At 74.1% G+C, this 19701-nt stretch carries 17 protein-coding genes; 8 read left to right on the top strand and 9 right to left on the bottom strand.

Annotated features, from left to right (window positions below):
• Positions 1-183: 183 nt before the first annotated feature.
• The 4 genes from AC5P1B_RS19430 to AC5P1B_RS19415 all read right to left on the bottom strand — a co-directional run bounded on the left by AC5P1B_RS19430 (position 184) and on the right by AC5P1B_RS19415 (position 4082).
• Positions 184-543, bottom strand: coding sequence for a VOC family protein (locus AC5P1B_RS19430; protein ID WP_493888559.1), 360 nt, complete (start codon positions 541-543; stop codon positions 184-186).
• Positions 544-567: 24 nt separating this feature from the next.
• Positions 568-1389 carry a methyltransferase domain-containing protein gene (locus AC5P1B_RS19425; protein ID WP_493888558.1) on the bottom strand — a complete coding sequence of 274 codons (822 nt, stop codon included), beginning with the start codon at positions 1387-1389 and terminating at the stop codon, positions 568-570.
• Between the two features lie 235 nt (positions 1390-1624).
• Complete coding sequence (locus AC5P1B_RS19420; protein WP_493888634.1) at positions 1625-3325, bottom strand: bifunctional phosphatase PAP2/diacylglycerol kinase family protein; 1701 nt, start codon at positions 3323-3325, stop codon at positions 1625-1627.
• 307 nt (positions 3326-3632) lie between these two features.
• The gene (locus AC5P1B_RS19415) at positions 3633-4082 is read right to left on the bottom strand and encodes a CBS domain-containing protein (protein ID WP_493888557.1); all 450 of its coding nucleotides are present in this window, start codon (positions 4080-4082) and stop codon (positions 3633-3635) included.
• 705 nt (positions 4083-4787) lie between these two features.
• Between AC5P1B_RS19415 and AC5P1B_RS19410 the strand changes: the two genes are divergently transcribed.
• Both AC5P1B_RS19410 and AC5P1B_RS19405 read left to right on the top strand, forming a co-directional pair.
• Complete coding sequence (locus tag AC5P1B_RS19410; protein ID WP_493888556.1) at positions 4788-5381, top strand: TIGR03086 family metal-binding protein; 594 nt, start codon at positions 4788-4790, stop codon at positions 5379-5381.
• A 404-nt stretch (positions 5382-5785) separates the two neighbouring features.
• The gene (locus AC5P1B_RS19405) at positions 5786-6583 is read left to right on the top strand and encodes a SigB/SigF/SigG family RNA polymerase sigma factor (RefSeq protein ID WP_493888633.1); all 798 of its coding nucleotides are present in this window, start codon (positions 5786-5788) and stop codon (positions 6581-6583) included.
• A gap of 39 nt (positions 6584-6622) precedes the next feature.
• Here AC5P1B_RS19405 and AC5P1B_RS19400 read toward each other — a convergent pair whose 3' ends face one another.
• The gene (locus AC5P1B_RS19400) at positions 6623-8086 is read right to left on the bottom strand and encodes a PAS domain-containing protein (RefSeq protein ID WP_493888555.1); all 1464 of its coding nucleotides are present in this window, start codon (positions 8084-8086) and stop codon (positions 6623-6625) included.
• Positions 8087-8262: 176 nt separating this feature from the next.
• On the opposite strand from AC5P1B_RS19400, the gene AC5P1B_RS19395 reads away from it, so the two are divergent.
• Entirely contained in the window at positions 8263-9213 is a 951-nt protein-coding gene (locus tag AC5P1B_RS19395) for an ANTAR domain-containing response regulator (RefSeq protein WP_493888554.1), read from the top strand.
• Here AC5P1B_RS19395 and AC5P1B_RS19390 read toward each other — a convergent pair.
• Positions 9152-9718 carry a hemerythrin domain-containing protein gene (locus AC5P1B_RS19390; RefSeq protein ID WP_493888553.1) on the bottom strand — a complete coding sequence of 189 codons (567 nt, stop codon included), beginning with the start codon at positions 9716-9718 and terminating at the stop codon, positions 9152-9154. The genes AC5P1B_RS19395 and AC5P1B_RS19390 overlap by 62 nt on opposite strands.
• A 408-nt stretch (positions 9719-10126) precedes the next feature.
• Here AC5P1B_RS19390 and AC5P1B_RS19385 point away from each other — a divergent pair, with 408 nt between their 5' ends.
• The 3 genes from AC5P1B_RS19385 to AC5P1B_RS19375 all read left to right on the top strand — a co-directional run bounded on the left by AC5P1B_RS19385 (position 10127) and on the right by AC5P1B_RS19375 (position 14247).
• Entirely contained in the window at positions 10127-11368 is a 1242-nt protein-coding gene (locus tag AC5P1B_RS19385) for a pyridoxal phosphate-dependent aminotransferase (RefSeq protein WP_493888552.1), read from the top strand.
• 238 nt (positions 11369-11606) lie between these two features.
• A complete protein-coding gene (locus AC5P1B_RS19380) occupies positions 11607-12818 on the top strand; it encodes an MBL fold metallo-hydrolase (protein WP_493888551.1) in 1212 nt (403 codons plus the stop codon).
• 253 nt (positions 12819-13071) lie between these two features.
• Positions 13072-14247 carry a serine hydrolase domain-containing protein gene (locus AC5P1B_RS19375; protein ID WP_493888550.1) on the top strand — a complete coding sequence of 392 codons (1176 nt, stop codon included), beginning with the start codon at positions 13072-13074 and terminating at the stop codon, positions 14245-14247.
• Positions 14248-14417: 170 nt separating this feature from the next.
• Here the strand turns inward: AC5P1B_RS19375 and AC5P1B_RS19370 are convergent, their stop codons facing one another.
• The 3 genes from AC5P1B_RS19370 to AC5P1B_RS19360 are packed head-to-tail and all read right to left on the bottom strand — an operon-like array spanning position 14418 to position 16397.
• Positions 14418-15047, bottom strand: a complete 630-nt coding sequence (locus tag AC5P1B_RS19370) for a DedA family protein (RefSeq protein ID WP_493888549.1) — start codon at positions 15045-15047, stop codon at positions 14418-14420.
• Entirely contained in the window at positions 15044-15826 is a 783-nt protein-coding gene (locus tag AC5P1B_RS19365; protein WP_493888548.1) for an MBL fold metallo-hydrolase, read from the bottom strand. The genes AC5P1B_RS19370 and AC5P1B_RS19365 overlap by 4 nt, the downstream gene beginning before the upstream one ends.
• A 52-nt stretch (positions 15827-15878) precedes the next feature.
• A complete protein-coding gene (locus tag AC5P1B_RS19360) occupies positions 15879-16397 on the bottom strand; it encodes a GNAT family N-acetyltransferase (RefSeq protein ID WP_493888547.1) in 519 nt (172 codons plus the stop codon).
• Between the two features lie 258 nt (positions 16398-16655).
• Here AC5P1B_RS19360 and AC5P1B_RS19355 point away from each other — a divergent pair, with 258 nt between their 5' ends.
• On the top strand, positions 16656-17987 hold the full coding sequence (locus tag AC5P1B_RS19355; RefSeq protein WP_493888546.1) for a DHA2 family efflux MFS transporter permease subunit: 1332 nt from the start codon (positions 16656-16658) through the stop codon (positions 17985-17987).
• A gap of 170 nt (positions 17988-18157) precedes the next feature.
• Positions 18158-19690 carry a beta-ketoacyl-[acyl-carrier-protein] synthase family protein gene (locus AC5P1B_RS19350; protein ID WP_493888545.1) on the top strand — a complete coding sequence of 511 codons (1533 nt, stop codon included), beginning with the start codon at positions 18158-18160 and terminating at the stop codon, positions 19688-19690.
• Positions 19691-19701 lie beyond the last annotated feature (11 nt).

Genomic DNA, 19701 nt, shown 5'->3' with positions numbered 1-19701 from the left:
TCTGACGCGTAGAGGCCTTCTGACGCGTGGAGCCTTGTCCCGGCACGCTCGCATGGGCCGGTGTTCACGTCGGCCGGTGTCGCGCGGTCGCGGCCGGGCGTGCGCCGCACGGCACGCGGCCGCCCCGCGGGGACGGCCGGCCGCCGTGGGCGGGGGCGGCCGTCCCTGCGGGGGCGGCCATGCTCAGGCCCCGTCCGGCGCCTTCCGGTCGACGTACTCGAAGACCGAACCGTCCGGGTGGCGGGCCACCAGATTGCGGCCGATGGGGGTGGGCAGCGGGCCCGCGATGATCTGCGCGCCGACCGCTGTGAGGTCGGCCACCGCCTCGTCCACGTCCTTCACCGCGATCGTCGCGGTGATCTTCCGCAGGATCGACAGCTCCGCCTCGGGCCCGCACATCAGGAAGAAGCAGCCCACGGCCGCGACCGAGACGCCGCCACGCTGGAAGCGCAGCGCCTCGGCCCCGGTCAACCGCTCGTAGACGCCGACAGCGGCGTCCAGATCCGTCACGCACACCCGCAATGAGGTCCCCAGAATATCCATGCGGACGAGCCTAATTGGAAGGGATCACACGCGGCAGAGGATCTCGCCATGCAGCACGGCGAACCAGCCGTCACCCCGGCTGCCCCACTCCCGCCAGGCGTCGGCCGCCGCCCGCAGCCGGTCCCGGTCGGCGTGCCCGCCGTCCACCGCCCGCCGCGCGTACTCCGAGTCCACCGTGCGGTCCGCCCACAGGCCGCTCCACCAGTCCCGCTCCTCCTGGGTGGCGTAACACCAGGTGGACGCCGTCGCGGTGACGTCGGTGAAGCCCGCCTCGCGCGCCCACGACAGCAGCCGCCGCCCGGCGTCCGGCTCGCCGCCGTGCCCGCGTGCCACCGTGCGGTAGAGCGCCAGCCAGTCGTCCAGCCCCGGCACCCGCGGATACCAGGTCATGGCGGCGTAGTCGGCGTCCCGGACGGCGACCACCCCACCGGGACGGCAGACCCGGCGCATCTCGCTGAGCGCGCGGACGGGGTCGCTCACGTGCTGGAGCACCTGATGAGCGTGGACGATGTCGAAGGAGTCGGCCGGGAAGTCCAGCCGCTGGACGTCGGCGACCGCGAACCGGACGTTGGTCAGCCCGCGTTCGGCGGCGGTGGCGGCGGCCTGCGCCAGGACGCCCTCGGCCGCGTCCACGCCGGTCACCTGTCCCGGCGCCACCAGTTCCGCCAGGTCGGCCGTGATGGTGCCGGGCCCGCAGCCGACGTCCAGCACGGTGAGTCCGGGGGACAGCTCGGGGAGGAGGTACGCCGCCGAGTTGGCGGCGGTGCGCCAGGTGTGGGAGCGGAGCACCGACTCGTGGTGGCCGTGGGTGTAGACGGCCGTATCGGCCGGCGTGCCAGTGGACATGGTGGGTCTCCCCTTCGCGTGCGGCGGAGCGCGTCGTTCTCCGACCGTACGCGGCCATCTCGGATAGCGAGAGTAGCGTCTTGCTATATGGACTGGCCGGCCTCGGTGGACCGGCTGGTCTCAGCGGACTCAGTGGACTCGTTGGACTCGATGGTCCGGGCTGGGCGGACCGCCCCGCACGCACTGCGCGGGGTCGCCCCGAGAGAAGGCCGCGACGGCGGTCGGGGACCCGGTGTCAGCCTTCGAGCGGCCGGTAGACACGCAGGGCCTCGTTCACCTTGTCGACCGTCAACCCGGTGGGAGCCGGGCGGATTTCGCCGTCGTAGGCGAGCGGGGTCCCCTTGGGGACGCCGTCGATGCGCAGCCGTCGCAGCCGTGCCTCGGCGTGTACGGGAGAGCGCCGCAGCACGCCCACCACGGCGGCCGAAAGCAGCCGGGCCCGGGGGAGCCGGCCCCCGTGGACGACGCGCACGTCGAGCAGGCCGTCCGCCAGGTCGTACCTGCTGGCCGGGGCCGAACCCCAGCCGCGGTAGGAGCAGTTCCCCGCGAAGAGCATCCACACCGAGCGGCGCCTGCCGTTGACGGTGAGATCGAGGGGTTCGGCGGTGCGCAGCACCCGGGCGGCCGCGAGCACGCCCGCGCCCCAGCTTCCGATCCGGCCCGACCAGCGTTCCCTGACGCGCACCATCTCCGGATAGCAGCCGATGCTGAAGGTGTTCACGAAGGGCGCGGGCGCCGCACCGCCGTCACCGGTGAACCGGGCGAGGTCCACGGCGACCGCCTCACCCGCGGTCACCGCGCGGCAGGTGTCATCGACGGTCTCCAGGCCCAGGTCGTAGGCGAAGTGGTTGCGGGTGCCGCCGGGCAGCACGGCCAGCGGCAGGCCGTGGCGGGCCGCCACGGTGGCCGCGGTGCTGACGGTCCCGTCGCCGCCGTACGCGCCCAGCGCGCCGCCGAGTTCCGCGGCCCGGACCGCGGCCTCCTCCAGCAGCTCGGCCAGGGAGGCCGGTTGAGCGGTGCCGCCGACTTCGCCGGTGCCCGCGTCGTCGGCGCCCGGCCCGGCTGTGCGCGTGCGGGGGTCGGCGGTGGTGTGCCCGGACCGGGTGGCGGTCTTGAGCCTCGCGGTCGCGGGGCCCGCGGCCGGGACGGGCTCGTGCGCCGTCATGGGGGCGGCGTCCGGCGGCGGTTCGGGGGTGGTGCCGGGTTCGGGCTTGAACGTCCAGAACTCGGCCTCGGGCAGGGCCTCCCGTACGGGCTCCAGCGGGTCGGTTCGCGGCGGCCAGACGCTCGTCGCGCCCGATCCGGAGTTGCTGACGACGATCAGCCCACGGCCCTTGCGCAGCGCGGGGGCGTCGGTGCGCGGCCGGGCGGCGGGCGGCAGTTGGGAGCGGGTGGGCACCAGGCCGCGTACGGCGAAGGCGGCCCCCGCGCCGATCGCGGCGCCCACGAGCACATCGCTCGGGTAGTGCACCCCGGTGTAGACGCGGGAGAACGCGACCGAGGCCGCCAGCGGTGCCACCGCCGTGCCCCACTGCCGCGATTCGAGCGCGACGCCCACGGCGAAGGCGGCCGCCGAAGCGGAGTGGCCCGAGGGGAAGGACGTGGTGAGCGGCTGGCGGCGCAGCCGCCGTATCACCGGCACGGCGTCGATGAGGGGCCGCGCCCTGCGCACCGACCGCTTGCCCACGGTGTTGACGGTGGCCGAGGCCACGGCGAGGGAGGCCGCTCCGCGCAGCGCCGCCCTGCGGGCCGGCCGGTAACCGGAGGCGGCCATGCCCGCGGCGAGTCCGAACCACAGCAGGCCGTGGTTGGCACTGCGGCTCAGGCGCGGCAGCACCCGCTCGGCGCCGGGCCAGTGCAGGGAGGCCACCACGTGGAAGGCCCGCTTGTCCCAGCCGATGAGCCGGCGCCGTCGGCTCGTCACCGGTACGGGCATGGCGGCGGTCGGCCCGGCGGACACCGCCCACGCCTCCCGTGCGGCCTTCAGGCCCGGCCACACGGCGGCGGGGCCGACGTGCCTGGCCGACGTTCGTCGCGGCACGGCCGAAGGGCCGCCCCGCCGCCGTCGCGGTCCGCCGTGCCCCGCGCTCTTCCCCGCCATGTGTCCCTCCCTGTACGTCAGGTCCCCGCTCAGCCCCACCGTGCCCGGTAGGCGGCCGGTAGGCGGTCCGGCGGTGTCGTGCGTCAGCCGGACGGGCGGCGTGCGCGGCCGTGTGCCGTGGCCGTCGCGCGCGGAGGCCGGGTCAGAACGCCACTCCACGCGTCCCCTGCGTGCTGCCGCCCGGTTGTGCCCGGCTGATGTCGGCGAGCACGGAGCCGGGGTCCTGCGCCTGGGCGAGGTCCCCGATGCTGACCATGCCGAGCGGCTGGCCGTTCTCCACCACGGGCAGCCGCCGTACCGCGTGCTGCCGCATGAGGCGGACCGCGTCGCTCACGGCGGCGTCGGGGGCGATGGTGACCGGTTCCGGCGTGCACACCGAGAGGCAGCTCACGGTCAGCGGATCGGCGCCGTCGGCGACCGCGCGCAGGGTGATGTCGCGGTCCGTCAGCACACCGAGCAACCGGCCGTCCTCGGCGACGAGCACATCGCCGATGTCCTGGGCGCGCATCAGCTGGGCGGCCTCCACCAGCGAGGCGTCCGGCGGCACCGCCGTCACCTCGGGGGTCATTACGTGCCGTACGTACTCTGCCATGTCATTCGCCTTCTCTCGGGCCTTCGGGGCTTGCGCGTACTCGGCCCTTTGCGGCTCAAGGGCTGTCGACAGTCTGGAGGATTTCGGGGACTGGGAGCGCCTGCGGGGCTTCGCTTCCGTAGCGTCTGAAGTCGCGCGTGTCCGACGTTGTGCGTGTCTGGAATTGTGGAGCGGGCGTTTCGTGTGTCCGTGGTGCGCGCGGGTGCGTACGAGCCACAGGCTTTGTGGGGCGCTACCCCCACCGCGAGGCGCCTATGCGGGCCGTTCTGGCTGTTGTGCGGACACGGGTACCCGAGCCCTGGCTGATCACACAGCGAGCCGGTCAGGCATATGGGCGAAGGAAGGGCAGGTGACGGGGCTGCCGGGGGAGTGCCCAGTTCCGGAAGGCGGGCGTTTGCGGCCGGTGGCGCGGGGGACCCGACCCGGCGACAGTGATGCCGGAATTTACGGATTCACGGGCTTTCGGGGCTTCGTGGCCGGATTTCCTCCGACTCCCCGACGTTCCTGGCGCCTTTTCGGAGTCTTCCCCGGGCCTTCCCGGAGGCGGGGTGTTCAGGGTGTTCAGGGTGCGGGGTGTCCGGGATGTTCAGGGCTGGTCGGGGCGTCGGCTTGTGGCCCGTCAGCGTGCCGCGCCGTACGCCGGACGCACCAGTCGCTACCCCGGCGGGCGCTGCCCACGGGCGGTCGTCCCTGGAGGCGAGGAGGATGAGTGTCATGGCTGACACCACCGAGCACCGCACACTCCGCAGGAACCGAGAGGCGCTTGAGCTGTTCTCCGACCGGGTCCACGCGGTCCGCCCCGACCAGTGGGACGCGCCGACCCCGTGCACCGACTGGTCCGTGCGCGACCTGGTGCACCACCTGACGGTCGAACAGCTCTGGGTCCCGCCGCTGGTACGGGACGGCTCCACCATCGAGGAGCAGGGCGACGCCTTCGACGGCGATCAGCTGGGGTCCGATCCCGTCGTGGTGTGGGACGGCGCCATGGCGGCCGCGCGGGAGGCGTTCCGCGAGCCAGGCGCCCTGGATCGGACGGTGCACCTGTCCTCCGGTGAGAGCCGCGCCGACGCGTACTGCGCGCAGATGACGATGGACGCGGTGGTGCATGCCTGGGACCTGTCCCGGGCCGTCGGGGCGGACGAACAGCTGCCCGGGCCGCTCGTGGACTTCGCCGTACGCGAAATCACCCCGTACGCGGCGGATTTGGAGAAGTCCGGTTTGTTCGCGGCTCCGGTCACTCCGCCGCCGGGAGCCGATGTGCAGACCAAGTTGCTCTCTCTCCTCGGGCGCCGCCCCTGATCCTTCCTCTGTTCCGTGCGCCCTCCCCTCGCGGACCGGGCGGCGTGTGCCGCGTCACGGACCACCTCGGCCCGTACGTGCCCGCACGTGGCCGCCAAGGACCGGCCACAACCGCTCTGGCCTCAGCGAACGCCCGCGCCGCCGCCTCGGGCGACGCGCTTCGCGCGGCGCCGGATCATCGCGCCCGCGAACCAGGGGGGTTTACGCCCAGAGGCGCCGGGCATCCGCACTGATGTGCTTCGGACCGGAGGCACGCCCGTGGGAGCCGCTGGCTGCCGACGCGTGCCTGTTCCGGTCGCGTAGGCCCCGCTCCCGCGATGACATCACCGATCGCCGAGCTGCGCGGTACAGCGATGTACCGGCCCGGCGGTGTACCGATGCACCGACTCAGGGGAGAGCGGAACATGACGTCCGTACGAGCACGCACCAGGCACCCTCACAACGACGCCCCCGACACCTCTGCGGAGTTCCGGCGCATTAGCGAGCTGCCGGACGGTGCCGAGAAGGATGAGCTGCGACAGCGGGTGGTCTGCGCCTGGATGCCGATGGCGCAACGGATCGCCGCGAACTTCCGTAACCGCGGCGAGAGCGGGGAGGACCTGGAGCAGGTGGCGCTGCTCGGCCTGGTCAAGGCGGTCAACCGCTATGACCCGGACCGGGGTTCGGCCTTCGAGAGCTTCGCGGTGCCGACCATCGTCGGCGAGGTCAAGCGGCACTTCCGCGACCACTTGTGGAGCCTGCACGTGCCGCGCCGCGTTCAGGAGCTGCGCCAGAAGGTGCGCGTCGCCGTGCAGGAGCTGACGCGCACCCCGGACGGCCGCCGGCCGGCCGTGGCCGACATCGCCCGGCACACCGGGCTGAGCCCCGCCGAGGTCCGGGCGGGCATGGAGGCCCTGGACAGCTACTCGGCGCTGTCGCTGGACGCGGAGATGACCGGTTCGGCCGACGGGTACGCCCTGGTCGACACCCTCGGCAGCACGGAACCCAGCTACGACCGGATCGTCGACAGGGAAGCCCTCAAGCCGAAGATCGGCGCACTGCCCGAGCGTGAACAGCGCATTCTGTACATGCGGTTCTTCTGCGACATGACGCAGAGCCGGATCGCCGACCAGCTCGGCATGTCCCAGATGCACGTCTCCCGGCTGATCAGCCGCACCTGTGCGCGCCTGTGCGACCAGGTCGTGGGTGCCGAAGCGGCGTGACGCGTCCGCCGACGGCGTGACGCGCCCGCCGTCTCCCGGCTACCGTGCGGTGGCCTTCCCGTCAGCGACCCGGCCCAGGGCGAGCGCGAGATGCCGCGCCATCCGATCCGCAGCCCCGGCCTCCGCCATCTCGAACGCCCGCCGCGCTCCCGTACGGAACAAGGTGAGCGCGCCCACCACGGGGAAGTCGTTCCGCCCCCGCAGGGGCACGCACAGCAGCGAGGTGGCCTCGGCGCCCACCAGGATGGGCGCGCCGGAGGTGTCCCGGCCGAACGCGTCAGCGTCCTCCGGCCGGACGCGCAGCGCCGACGAGCCGGTCCGTACCGCTTCCGTCACCAGCGGACAGCTCGTCGGGTCCTGCTCGGCGACCTCGGCCACCAGGCCCGCCGCGGCATCGGGGCCGAGGGCCACCAGTCGGCGTGGCCGCTCGTGCGCGGCGGAGGCGGAGCGGGCGGCCACGCCGGCCGGGGCGTCAGTGGTGTGGTCCGCCCAGTCGATGACGACCCAGTCGGCGAACCGGCCGTGCAGGACGCGGGCCGCGCGTCTCGCCATCTCCGCTTGCTCCGCCTCGGGGCCGGTCAGCGACACCAGGCCGGAGCCCGGCTCCGCGCCCGTGGCCTCGGCTATGCCGGTGACGGTGCCTGTGTCCGGGTCCCTGTCGTCCAGTACGGCCGCGCTGACCGCCGCGCTGGGGGACAGGGCCGGGCCCTCCTCGCCGCACAGGTCGGCTGAGGCCGAGGTGAGGACGCCGTGGTGGCCCGCGCGGACCACCTCGACGCCGGGCGCGCACAGCAGTGCCGTGGCCATGTCATCAACAAGGTCGAGCACCTCGGCCTGGCGGGAGACCTCGGCGAGGTCGGTCTGGGTCGTGGAGCGCGCGGCGCCAGGCGAGAAGCCCATGGCGCGTCCGCCCGGTCCGGACTCGCCCTCGGTGGGCTGGAACACCGCGAGAACGGCCAACTGCCGCTCGTCCGGCGGGCGCAGCGCTCCCAGCGTCACCCAGAGCGCCCCGGGCTCCGGCTCCTCGTCACCGGGCCGTCGCGGCACGTGCACGAGCAGGCTCCGCCCGCCTTCGCCACGTGCCACCGCCGCGATCTGCGACCGCAGAGCGGCCCGCGAGTCGTGCCGGAACCAGCCGGTCAGCGTCCGGCCCGTCGCATACCCGGGCCGGGTGTCGAACAGCTGGGTGGCGGCGAAGTTCATCCGCCGGACGATCGACTCCCGGTCCACCATGGCCACCGCCACCGGCAGCCGCTGGAACAGCGCGCGCAGCAGCCGCTGCTCCTGCGAGTTCGCACGGCTGCCGTTCCTCCTGGCAGCGGCGGACAGCTCCTCATAGCGCGGCCACAGGACCTCCGCGACGTGCTGGAGCTCAAGCAACGCCGCTTCGAGAGCGCCAAGGCGCTCCTCGGACGGCAGCGCGCGTACCGTGCGCAGCTCCTCGACACGCCGACGGAAATCCGCGAGCTCCTCGCCGAACTCATCACCCTCAGCCCCGGTCATGCCCACACGCTAGCCGGTTCCCGCTCGCCCGGAACCCGCCGTACCGCAGCACCGGGCTATTGCCCCGCCAGCCTGTTCCGGTGTTCACCAGTCCGTTTCCCCCGCTTCAGCGGGGGCATCCGCACAGTGGTGACAGGGACGGGGAAACCGCACTCGCTGAGAGGATGATCACTTTCATGCTGGACCGCAGTCATATACCTCCCCTCCAGTCCGCCACACCGGAGGGCGCCGCCCTGAGCAGGGAACTGACCCGGCTCGCCGAGCAGGCCGCCTCGCATGCCCCGGCGAGCTGCGGGGCCACCGCCACGGCGGTCGCCGCCTGCGACGCCACCGGCCGCGACATCGCCGTATCCGGCAGCCATGGCCGGGTGCTGGACGGCCCCGCGCCCGGGGCCGTGGACCACGAGAGCCGGACCCGCAGGGATGCGGGGGCGGGCCCCCGCCCGGCCGAGCTACAGGATTTCGGCCTCCTTGAGGAGCAGGGCTTCAAGGCGGCGGAGGCAGAGGCGGACCTGGAGGAGCAACTGACCGCCGCCACCCACCCCGACCTTTCCGCGCTGGTCTCCGTGCAACTGGCGTCCGGGGACGGACCCATCCCCGCCGCGCTGCACACGGGGCGGCCCAGCTCCGCCGACGACCTGCTGCGCGACCAGCGCTGGCCGCGCTTCCGGGCCAAGGCCCTGGAGGCCGGTGTCCGCTCCAGCGCCACCCTGCCCTTCCAGTACGACGGCCTCGCCATCACCCTCAGCCTGTACGGGCTGCGCCCCGGCGCTCTGGGGGAGGCGGACTGGGACACCGCCGGGCTGCTGGGCGACCTGACCGTCGCCAACCTCGTCTGCGCCCGCCGCTACCAGGAGGCGCTCGCCGAGGTCGACCAGCTCGACGCCGCGCTGCGCACCCGCCCCGTCGTCGACCAGGCCTGCGGCATCGTCATGTACATCCTGGGCTGTGACGCGCAGGCGGCGTTCGACCTGCTGCGCCGCAGGTCCCAGCAGACCAACAGGAAGCTGGTCGAGCTCGCCGAGACGGTGGTGCGCACCCGTGGGCGCGGTCTGGAGCCCGGTCTCATCCAGTTCGGCCGGACAGCCAGTCCCGGACCCGATCGACCAGGGCCATCCCGGGGTTGAGCGCCTTGTTGAACGGCGGCTTGTGCGGTGTCTCCGGATGCGGGTGCGTCGGCGCCGTCCGCTTGGCCGCCACCAGTTGCAGGCCGAGCGCCATCCGCTCCTCCGCCGTCAGCCGGTCCCGCAGGTCGGGGAAGATCACGTCTTCCTCGCCCCGGATGTGCGCGGTCACCTCGTCGGACAGCTGCCGCACCAGCGCGTCGAACCGTTCGTTCGACGGGTTCATGTCGTCCAGCTCGTTCAGTGTGGCCTCGATCGCCGTGTGCTGCGCGATCTCCTCGTCGGCGAGCTGGTCGCCGTTCGGCAGTGCCCTGCGGACGGTCGGGTAGAGGTATTCCTCCTCGGCGACCGAGTGCTGGATGAGCGCGATGGTCGTCCGGTCCACCAGCCGCCGCCGCTGACGGGGGTCGGCGCTCACCCGGAAGTCCGCGAAGAGGCTCTCCACCTCGCGGTGGTCACTCGTCAGCAGCTCCAGCGCGTCGCGCTGACCCTCAGGCATGCTGGTCATGTCCTTCCCTTTCCTTGTCCCCGCGCTCGCGTGCGCGGGGACGTGCGAGTGCGAGTCCCGCCCCGCCCCCTCCGTCTCCGTGGTGCTGTGCCGCCGCCGAGCGCCGTTTCGCCGCCTTGCCGCCGCCTTGTCGCTGCCTTTCGGCCCCTCCAGGCCGGGCGTCGGCCGGGTGCCCGCCGTCCGGTGGGGGCAAACGCGGCGCACGTCACCCATGTCCCGCATGTCCCGCGCGGTGTACGGGGCCCACGCGGGGTACGCGTTCCCGTGGGGTGTACGCGCCTCGCCCTCCCGGACCCGGCTGGCCGGATCGCCCCGGCCGCGCCGCCCGTCCACGTGTCGGCCCGCCGCCGCGGGCAAGGGATCTGCGAAGGTGGCCCCCTCATCCCCACGGCGCCGTCGGAGGTACGGATGCAGCGGCCCGGCCCGGCTCCCAGCGGCCTGACGCCCCTCCTGGCAGCGGAAGGCGCGCTGCCACCACTGCCCGAACTCGCCGCGCATCTCACCGCGGCCACCGGCCGCGCCGACCCGGACCCCGTCGGCGGCTCGCTGCCGCTGCGCGACGCGGCGGGCGGCTACTGGTCCCGCCGCGGCCTGCACACCGAGCCCGCCCAGGTCCTCGCCGGTCCCGGAGCCCAGCCGCTGCTGCTGTCGCTGCTCGCCACCATCGGCGGCGACGTCCTGCTGACCCGGCCCTGCGCCGCCTGGTACGCGCCGCTCGCCCGGCTCGCCGGCCGCCCCAGCTACCACGTACCGGCGCCCGCCGAATGCGGCGGTCTCCCCGACCCGTTCGCCCTGCTGGAGACCGTACGGCGGATCAGGGCCGAGGGCGGGGTGCCCCGGACGCTGCTGCTCTCCGTGGCCGACGACCCCACCGGGACCGTGGCGCCGCCCGAGCTGCTGCACGAGGTCTGTGAGGCGGCGGAGGCGGAGGACCTGCTGGTCATCAGCGACGAGACCTGGCGGGACACGGTGCACCCCGCCCCGTGCGCCGGATCGCCGCAACGGGGCGACAGCGTCCTGCTCAGCCCGGCGGAGATGCTGCCCGAACGGGTGCTGGTCCTCGCCGATCTCGCGGGCGCCTTCACCCCGCCCAGCTGGCCCGCCGGCATCGCCCGCTTTCCCGCCACCCAGCACGGCGCTGAGCTGCGGCACCGGCTGCTGGCCACCCTCACCGCCGCACGCGCCGAGATCCCGGTGCCGGTGGCGGCCGCCGCCACGGAGGCCCTGAGCGAGCCGGACCCGGTGTGTGCCAGGACGGCGGCCGCCGCTCGCGCGTACGGGGCTGTCGGCGCGGCGGCGCATCAGGCGCTCAAGGTCCGCGGGGTGCTCAGCCGCCCGCCCCAGGCGGGCCATCACCTCTACGTCGACCTGGAAGAACTCCGCGAGGCGCTGGCGGCCAGGGGCATCGCCGACTCCGTCGATCTCGAACGCCACCTCACCCGGCGGCTGGGCAGGCTCGTGCCCGGCGGTCACCGGTTCGGGGACGCGCCGGACGCCCTGCGGGTACGGCTGTCCACCCTGGCGCTGCTCGGCGCCGACGACGAACAGCGGCTCGGCGCGCTCGACGCGGCTGACCCGCTGGGATTGCCTCAGGTGGCCGCCGCGTTGACCATCTTTGAGTCGGCCTTCAGCGAACTGTCCAACGGCTGAGCCGACCGCGGCGGCCCCTGCCGCCGTGCGCCGCCGCCGTGACCGTCCGCCGCCGACCCCGTCAGCCCATCGCGACCGCCCCGTACCCGCCCTCGTACCGCCCCCGTGCGCCAGGCAACTGGCCGGAGCGCGCTCCGCGCGCCCGCGCGACGTCGATGGACGGACACGGCTGGGTAGCTGTTCTCGCGTACCCACGCGCGACAGCACCCCGGTTCCCCCACCGAATGGAGCCTTGCCGATGACCGATCAGACTGAGCGGTCCCTCGCCGCGTCCGGCACCAAGGGCGGGGTCCGCCCCCACCCGGGGCGGCGGCCGCTCGGCCGACCACGTCCCTACCCCCTGTCCGCGCCCCGCCCCCTCGGCGAGATCCGCACCTGGCCCAGCACGTTCGCGCAACGCCTCACCACACCGCTGCCCGGCGTCCGCGCCCTGGCCAGGCTGGCCCGTGAGGGACGGCTGCGCCCCCCGGTGGACGCCCTCCGCACCATTCCCGACCTGCCGTTCGCGCCGGGCCCGCCGCCACCGGCCGCGCCGGGCACGATCGCCCTCACCTGGGCCGGGCACGCGAGTTGGGTCATCCGCATCGGTGGGCTCACCGTCCTCACCGACCCGGTCTGGTCCCGGAAGATCCTCGGCACCCCGGCCCGGATCACGCCCGTCGGGGTCCGCTGGGAGGAGCTGCCGGTCATCGACGCGGTGGTCATCAGCCACAACCACTACGACCACCTCGACGCGCCGACCCTCAAGCGGCTGCCCCGCCACACCCACCTGTTCGTGCCCGCCGGGCTCGCCACCTGGTGCCGTCGGCGCGGCTTCACCAGGGTCTCCGAGCTGGACTGGTGGGAAGCGGTGGAGCTGCCCGCGCCCGAGGGCGGCGCCGTGCGCTTCGACTTCGTGCCCGCCCACCACTGGAGCAAGCGCGGCCTGACCGACACCTGCCGCTCGCTGTGGGGCGGCTGGGTCCTGACAGCGGCCGGCGAGCGGCCCTCCCCAGCGCGGCGCCCGGGCGAGCACCAGGCGGCCTTCCCCGCCGACGCCCGCGCCGACGCTCCGGCCGGAGCGAGGCACGGCGCCGAGAACCCCGCCACAGGCACCGCCGGGGGCCCGCGAAGGGTCTACTTCGCGGGTGACACGGGCTACGGCCACTGGTTCGCCGAGATCGGCCGCCGCTACCCGGGCATCGACCTGGCGCTGCTGCCGATCGGCGCGTACGACCCGCGGTGGATGCTCCGCCCCGTCCACACCGACCCCGAGGAGGCGGTCCGCGCCCACACCGACCTGGGCGCGCGGCGGATGGTCCCCATGCACTGGTCGACGTTCCTGCTCTCCGCCGAGGACCCGCTGGAGCCGCTGCACCGGGTGCGCGCCGCGTGGGCCGCCGCGGGGCACCCCAGGGAGGACCTGTGGGACCTGCCCGTAGGCGGTTCCCGCGTGCTGGACATCACGTGACGACGCGGCAGTTCCTGACCCGTCCCCCATAACGGCGGGCCGGGCAGGTTGCAGGATGGGAGTAGCCCCGCCCGGCCGGGCGCGCGGGCGGCACGGTGCCGCCGCGCCCCGCCGGGGACGCCGGGGCTGCCGAGCCAGGCCGGAGCCGCGTGACGGGGGACATCCGGCGGAGGGGGAAGGGGAACCAGTGAGGAGACCCAGAGTGAGGGCGGGGAACCGGGGCGTTTGGTCGTCCAAGCGGGTACGTCTGGGCGTGAGCTTCGCCGCTGTGACGGCGATAGCGGTGGGGGCGGTGGCCAGCGCCACCGGGTCGGCACCGGCCGGGTCCCGGCTCGACCGGCGAGAGCTGCGACGCGACGTGAACGCCGTACAGACGGCGGGCGCCACCGGAGTGCTGGCCGAGGTGCGCACGGCGGACGGCCGCGCCTCCGCCCGCGCCGGTGCGGCGGACCTGGGGACCCGCCGCCCCCTCGCGTGGAACGCGTACTACAGGGTCGGCGGCGTCTCGAAGACCTATACGGCCGCGGTCGCGCTGCAACTCGTCGGTGAGGGCGAGCTGAAGCTGACCGACACGGTGGAGCGCTGGCTGCCCGGCGTGGTCAGTCGGCACGGCAACGACGGCCGCAGGGTCACGGTGGCGAACCTGCTGCGCCAGACCAGCGGCCTCAGTGACTACGCCGAACGGCTGCCGTGGGCCGACGACTTCACACCCGAGACGTTCCGGGCGGAGCGGTTCCGTGCCCACACCCCGCGTGAGCTGGTGCGGAAGGCGATGGAGCAGCGTCCCCTGTGGGTGCCGGACGCGTCCGACCCGGAGGGGGAGCGGCGCTGGGCGGACTCCGGCACCAACGCGCTGCTGATGGGCCTGATCATCGAGAAGGTGACCGGTCATCCGCTGGCGCAGGAGATCCACGAACGGGTCATCGCCAAGCTCGGGCTGCGCCGCACGTTCACCGCGGGCGGCTCGGCGTACGTCCCGCAGCCACGGGGCACCGGCTACACCCGGTTCCCGGGCAGCGACGAGCTCACCGACACGTCCGTGTTCGTCTCGCTGCCCGACGCCACGGTCATCAGCACCACGACCGACGTCGCCGAGTTCTTCCGGGCGTTGTTCGACGGGCGACTGTTGGGCCCCGCCGAGCTGGCCGCGCTGAAGAAGACGGTCCCGGCCAAGGCCAGGGGGGAGACGGCGCCGGGCGCCCGGTACGGCCTCGGGGTGTACTGGCGTCCTGTCACCGGCTGCGAGGACGGGATCTGGTACCAGGACGGGATCACGCCCGGGTACCTCTCGTCGGGTGGCGCCACCGACGACGGGCAGCGCGCCGTCGCGACGTCGGTCACCACCTGGCGTCCCGGCGACGGGCAGCAGGACCACCAGGATGAGGCGACCGCCCGCCTGGTCGACCACGCGCTCTGCGACGCCTCGTAGAGCCGGTGGCGGCGGGCCCCGGAGGCGCGAGCCGACGGGGCCGCGGTGGCTGACGGGGCGTTCGCCCCTGGACCGGAGTTCGCTCCTGCCAGGGTCGGGCGGGGCTCGCGTCGGCTTCCGGTCCGCTCCGTTTGCGGGCCGGGGGCTGGAGGCTGGGGGTCGGGGGCCGCTCAGCTCGCGGGCGCGTGGAGGGCGCGTCGGGCCTTGCGCCACAGTGCCGGGGCCACGCTCACCACGAGCGCCAGGCCCACCGCTGCCGCCACGCCCTCCCACGGCTCAGCGAACAGGGAGCCGCCGAGGATGCCGATCAGCTGGTACGTCGCGGCCCAGGCCAGCGCGGCGGGGGCCGCGCCGCGCGCGAACCGCCGGATCGGCATGCCCGACAGCAGACACGCGAGCATCACCGGAATCCGCCCCGCGGGCAGCAGCCGGGACACCACCAGCACCGTCACCCCGTGCTCGCCGAGCCTGGCGCGCGCCTGGTCCAGGCGCTCCGGCGCCGCCCTCTCGCGCAGCCGCCCCAGCCACAGCGAACCGTTCTTGGAACGCACGCCGCGCCCGCCGAGCCAGTACAGCGCGATGTCCCCGAGGAACGCGGCGAGCGAAGCCACCGCGAAGACGACCAGCAGCGGCAGCGGCGAGGACTGATGGATGGCCACCACAGCGGCGGAACTGACCACCGCCCCCGTCGGCACCACAGGGACCAGCGAACCCAGCACCACCAGCACGAACAGCGAGGGGTATCCCACGGCCTGCTGCGTGGACTCCGGGGGGACGGAGCGGGCCAGTTCAGCGATCACCGAGCGGCCTCCAGCCGCACGCTCTCCCCGTGCCCCAGCCGGTGCACCGCCGCTTCCGGCGCGAGTCTGGCCGCGTGCCGTACGAACTCGTCACCGGGCGCGGAGAACTCGTGCGGCCGCACCGCGTCCATGCCGATGGGCCAGAACGTGCCGTAGTGGACCGGCACCGCGCCGCGCGCTCCCAGCCGCTCCAGGGCGCGCGCCGCGCGCCCCGCGTCGAGATGACCGGACCCCAGATACGGGCCCCAGCCGCCGACGGGCAGCAGCGCGGCGTCACACGGCCCGACCACGTCCGCCATCTCGTCGAACAGCCCGGTGTCGCCCGCGAAGTACGTGGTGGCGGCGCCCTGGATGACATAGCCCAGCGCGGGCGCCCGCTGCCGCCCGTACGGCAGCCGCCGGCCGTCGTGCATGGCGGGCACGGCCCGTATCCGCACGTCCCCGGCCCGCACCTCGTCGCCGGGCCGTACCTCGGTCACCCGCAGCCTGCGGGCCTCGGCCACCCGGCGCAGCCCGGGGACGGCGGCAGCGGCACCGCGCGGCACCACCAGCCGCGTGCCGGGCGCGAGCCGGGTGAGGGAGCCGGGATGCAGATGGTCGGCATGCAGATGGGAGACGAGCGCGATGTCGGCCACGGCGGCCTCGGGCGGCGGCACGGGACCGCGACGGCGCCGCAGGTGCGCCAGCCGCTGGACGAGGAGGGGGTCGGTCAGCACGCGGACCCCGGAGTCCACGACTGTCGCTGTGGCATGGCCCCACCAGGTGATCTCCACCGACACCCGGACCTCCCCTCGCGCGCGCCGACCTCACGCCGGCTCACCCGAGCGTAGTTCAGGCGAGCGTCAGCACGTATTCCTCCGTCTCCGCGCCCCGCGCGTTCGCGAAGCCCCGGTCCTCTCCGGTGATCTGGAAGCCGCACCGGCGCAGCACACGCAGCGATCCCGCGTTGTCCTTGGCGGCCCGCGCGGTCAGCGGTCGCTCCGGCACCAGCCGCAGCAGCTCGTCGAGCGCCCGGGTCGCTATGCCCCGGCCCCAGTGCTCCCGGCCTATCCAGTACGTGAGGGCGGACTCGCCGGAGTCGTCGAACCGCGCGATGTGTCCCGCGACCTGGCCCTCGTGGAGCACGGTCCGGATCAGGACCGCCGCGTCACCGCGGATGCGCGCCCAGTGCGCGTCGAACGCCGCCCGGTCGGACGGGTCCTTGGCCGTGAAGGCCGCCATGCGGTTCGCCTCGGGGTCCTGCTGGTGTGTGAAGAACACCTCAAGGTCGCCCTCGCGCACCTCGCGCAACCGGACCTCTCCAGCGAAGGGCCCCGGCGTCTTTGCCGACTCTGTCGTCTCGATGTCCATGAAAGGAGTCTGCACCGTGGCACTGACATCGCCCCGCGACCGGCTGCGGCGGGGGAGCGGAGGGGTAAGTTAGGGTTACCTTACTTCGCTGGTCGGGAAGGGGCAGGGATGGGCATGCCGTCGCGCGCGGCGTTACGGGCCGGGGCGAGGACCGCGAGGTTCAAAGTCCCGTCGTTCAGGGCCCCGTCGTTCAGAGCCCCGTCGTTCAGGGCTCCGTCCGGAAGACCCGCCCGCGCCGCCGCCCCACCGTGGCTGCTGATGCTGCTCGCGTGCGGCGCGCAGTTCGTCGTCATCCTCGACGCCACCATCGTCTCCGTCGCACTGCCGCCGATCGCCGACAGCCTGGGCTTCTCCCACGCCTCCGTCGGCTGGGTGGTCAACGCCTACACCCTCGCCTTCGCCGGATTCCTGCTCCTCGGCGGGCGGCTCGCCGACCTGCTGGGCACACGCGCCGTCTTCCTGACCGGACTCGGCGTCTTCACCGCCGCCAGCCTCTGGTGCGGCCTGGCCACCGACGCGGCCGGCCTGGTGACCGCCCGGGCGGTGCAGGGGACCGGCGGCGCCCTGCTGATGCCCACGACCCTGACCATCGTGCACCAGGCCTACGCGGAACCCGCCCGGCGGGCCCGGGCGCTCGGCCTGTGGAGCATGATCGGAGCGGTCGGCGCGGCGGCGGGAACGGTCCTCGGCGGGCTGCTCACCGACTCGCTGGGCTGGCGCTGGGTGTTTCTCATCGCGGTGCCGATCGGCGTGGCCGCCCTCGTCGTCGGCTGGCGCGCCCTGGCCCGCCGCGACCGTACGGAACGCCCGCGCGAACCGCTCGACGTGGTGGGCGCGCTGCTGGTGACGACGGGGCTCGTCGCGCTCGTCTACGGCGTCGTCGCCTTCGGCGAGCCGGACGGCACGGGCCGCGCTGTGGCCTGTGTGGCGATGGCCGTGCTCCTGCTGGCGCTGTTCACCGTCCGTCAGCACCGCTGGGCCCGCAGCCCGCTCGTCCCCTTGCGGATCTTCGGGTACCGCTCGGTCAGCAGCGCCAACGCGGTGATGTTCTGCCTGGGCGTCGGCTACCTCAGCAGCCCCGTGCTGCTCTCGCTCTACCTCCAGGACGTACTGCGCTACGCGCCGTCGCGCGCCGGTCTCGGCTTTCTGCCCACCGCCCTCGCCGTGACGGCCGGGGCGCGGTTCACCGGCTGGATGACCACGCACTGGGGCACGCGGCGCACGGCGTGCCTCGGCCTGTCGCTGGTCGCCGCGGGCTTCCTGCTGCTGACCCGGCTCGGCCCGGCCACCTCCTACGCCCCCGCCATCCTCGTGCCGCTGCTGCTGGTCGGCCTGGGCGCGGGCATCGCCTTCACCCCGATCACCGTCGCCGCCACCGGAGGCGTCGAACCCGCCATGACGGGCCTGGCCTCCGGACTGCTCAACACCACCCGCCAGATCAGCACCGCGCTCGGCATCGCGGTGCTCACGGCCGTGGCCAACGCCCTGGGCGGGGCCGACGGATACGGCGTGGCCTTCCTCCTGGCCGGAGCGCTGGCCGGCATTGCCGCCGTGGGCGCGGCGACGCTGATGCCCAAGGGGCGCGCGTAGCGTCCCGGCTGCCGGGATGTGTGCCGACCTGCCGGCGCTCGGGACGCCTGCCGACCTTCGCGGTACGGAAGACACGACACACGAGGCCATAGGGCGATAAAGCGTCATAAACTCGTTTTCCGGGTCCGTGTCAGGCCGACTTCCGGTGACGATTCAACGAGGTGCCGCGGATGACGCAGGAACAGACAGGCATCCCCGACGACAGCGACCTCGTGACCGCCGGAGAGCTGGGCCCCGGCGACGTGGTCGCCGTCGAACCAGGTGACTGGCTGGTCGTGACCCGTACCGTTCCGGAGAGGCAGGCCGAGATCCGGCTGACGCTGCGGTCGGTCACCGGCGGCCCCGACCGGGTGGTCGTGGTGCCGCGCGGCCGGAAGCTGCTCATCAGGAACGGGCCGCTCGACCCCGCTCACCTGCCGATGGCCAGGGCTTCCGCGCCCGCCGCCGTCCCCGGGCGCCGTGTCGTCGTCACCGGCGTCGGGGCGATCACCCCGCTGGGCGGCAGCGCTCCCGAGCTGTGGCAGGCACTGCTTGACCGCCGTACCGGCTGCCGGCTGCTGGACGGCGAGGAGTTCACCGGGCTGCCCGTACGGCTGGCGGCGCCAGCCGCCGTCGAACCGTCCGACCTGTTCCCGAAGGTGGTCGCGCGCCGTATGAACCGGTCGGCGCAGTTCGCCGTGCTCGCCGCCCGCGAGGCGTGGCGCGACGCCGGATTCGCCCCGGGGGGCACCGAGGCCAGCGGTCTCGACGCGGACCGCGCCGGCTCGTCAGTGGGCACCATCATCGGCGGTGCCCCCGTCCTCGTCGAAGCCGACCGCGCACTCCGCGAGCGCGGCCCCCGCGCCGTATCCCCGATGACCACGCCCATGACCGTGCCGTCGCAGGCCGCCGCGCAGATCGCGATGGATCTGCGGCTGCTCGGCGAGGCGCGCACGGTCGTGTCCGCCTGCGCGTCCGGCACCGAGGCGATCGGCCAGGCCATCGACCGCGTCAGGTCGGGGCACCTCGACGTGGCCGTCGCCGGGGGCGCCGAGGCCGTCATCACCCCGGCCATCCTCGCCTCGTTCGCCGCGATGCGCGCGCTGTCCACCCGCCAGGACGACCCGGCGGGCGCCAGCAGGCCCTTCGACAGGACACGCGACGGGTTCGTGCTCGGCGAGGGCTCGGGGATGCTCATCATCGAATCCGAGGAACACGCACGCGCGCGGGGCGCGCGCGTCTACTGCGAGGCCGCCGGGTGGGGGTTGTCCACCGACGCGTGGCACATCGCCGCCCCGGACCCCACCGGGCACGGCATTCAGTCGGCCATCCGCCGTGCTCTCGCCGACGCCCATGCCACCATCGACGACCTCGTGCACATCAACGCGCACGCCACCGCCACCATCGAGGGCGACAAAGCGGAGGCCGAGGCGCTGCACGCGCTGTTCGGGCACGCGCCGGGCCGCGTGCCCGTCACCGCCCTGAAGGGTGCCCTGGGCCACCTCCAGGGCGCCGGTGGAGCCGTCGAAGCGGTCGTCACCGCCCTGACCCTCCACCACGGCGTCATCCCGCCCACCACCGGCTGCGCCGACCCCGATCCCGTCCTGACGCTCGACCTTGTCACGGGGTCCCCCCGGCCACTGCCCGACCACGGCTCCCTGGCGATCAGCAACTCCTTCGGCTTCGGCGGCCACAACGCCGTGCTGGCGCTCCGCGGGGCCTGACCGCCGCGGCC

The organism is Streptomyces sp. A01, from assembly GCF_059026195.1.
This window is presented reverse-complemented; position numbering and strand designations above follow the sequence as displayed.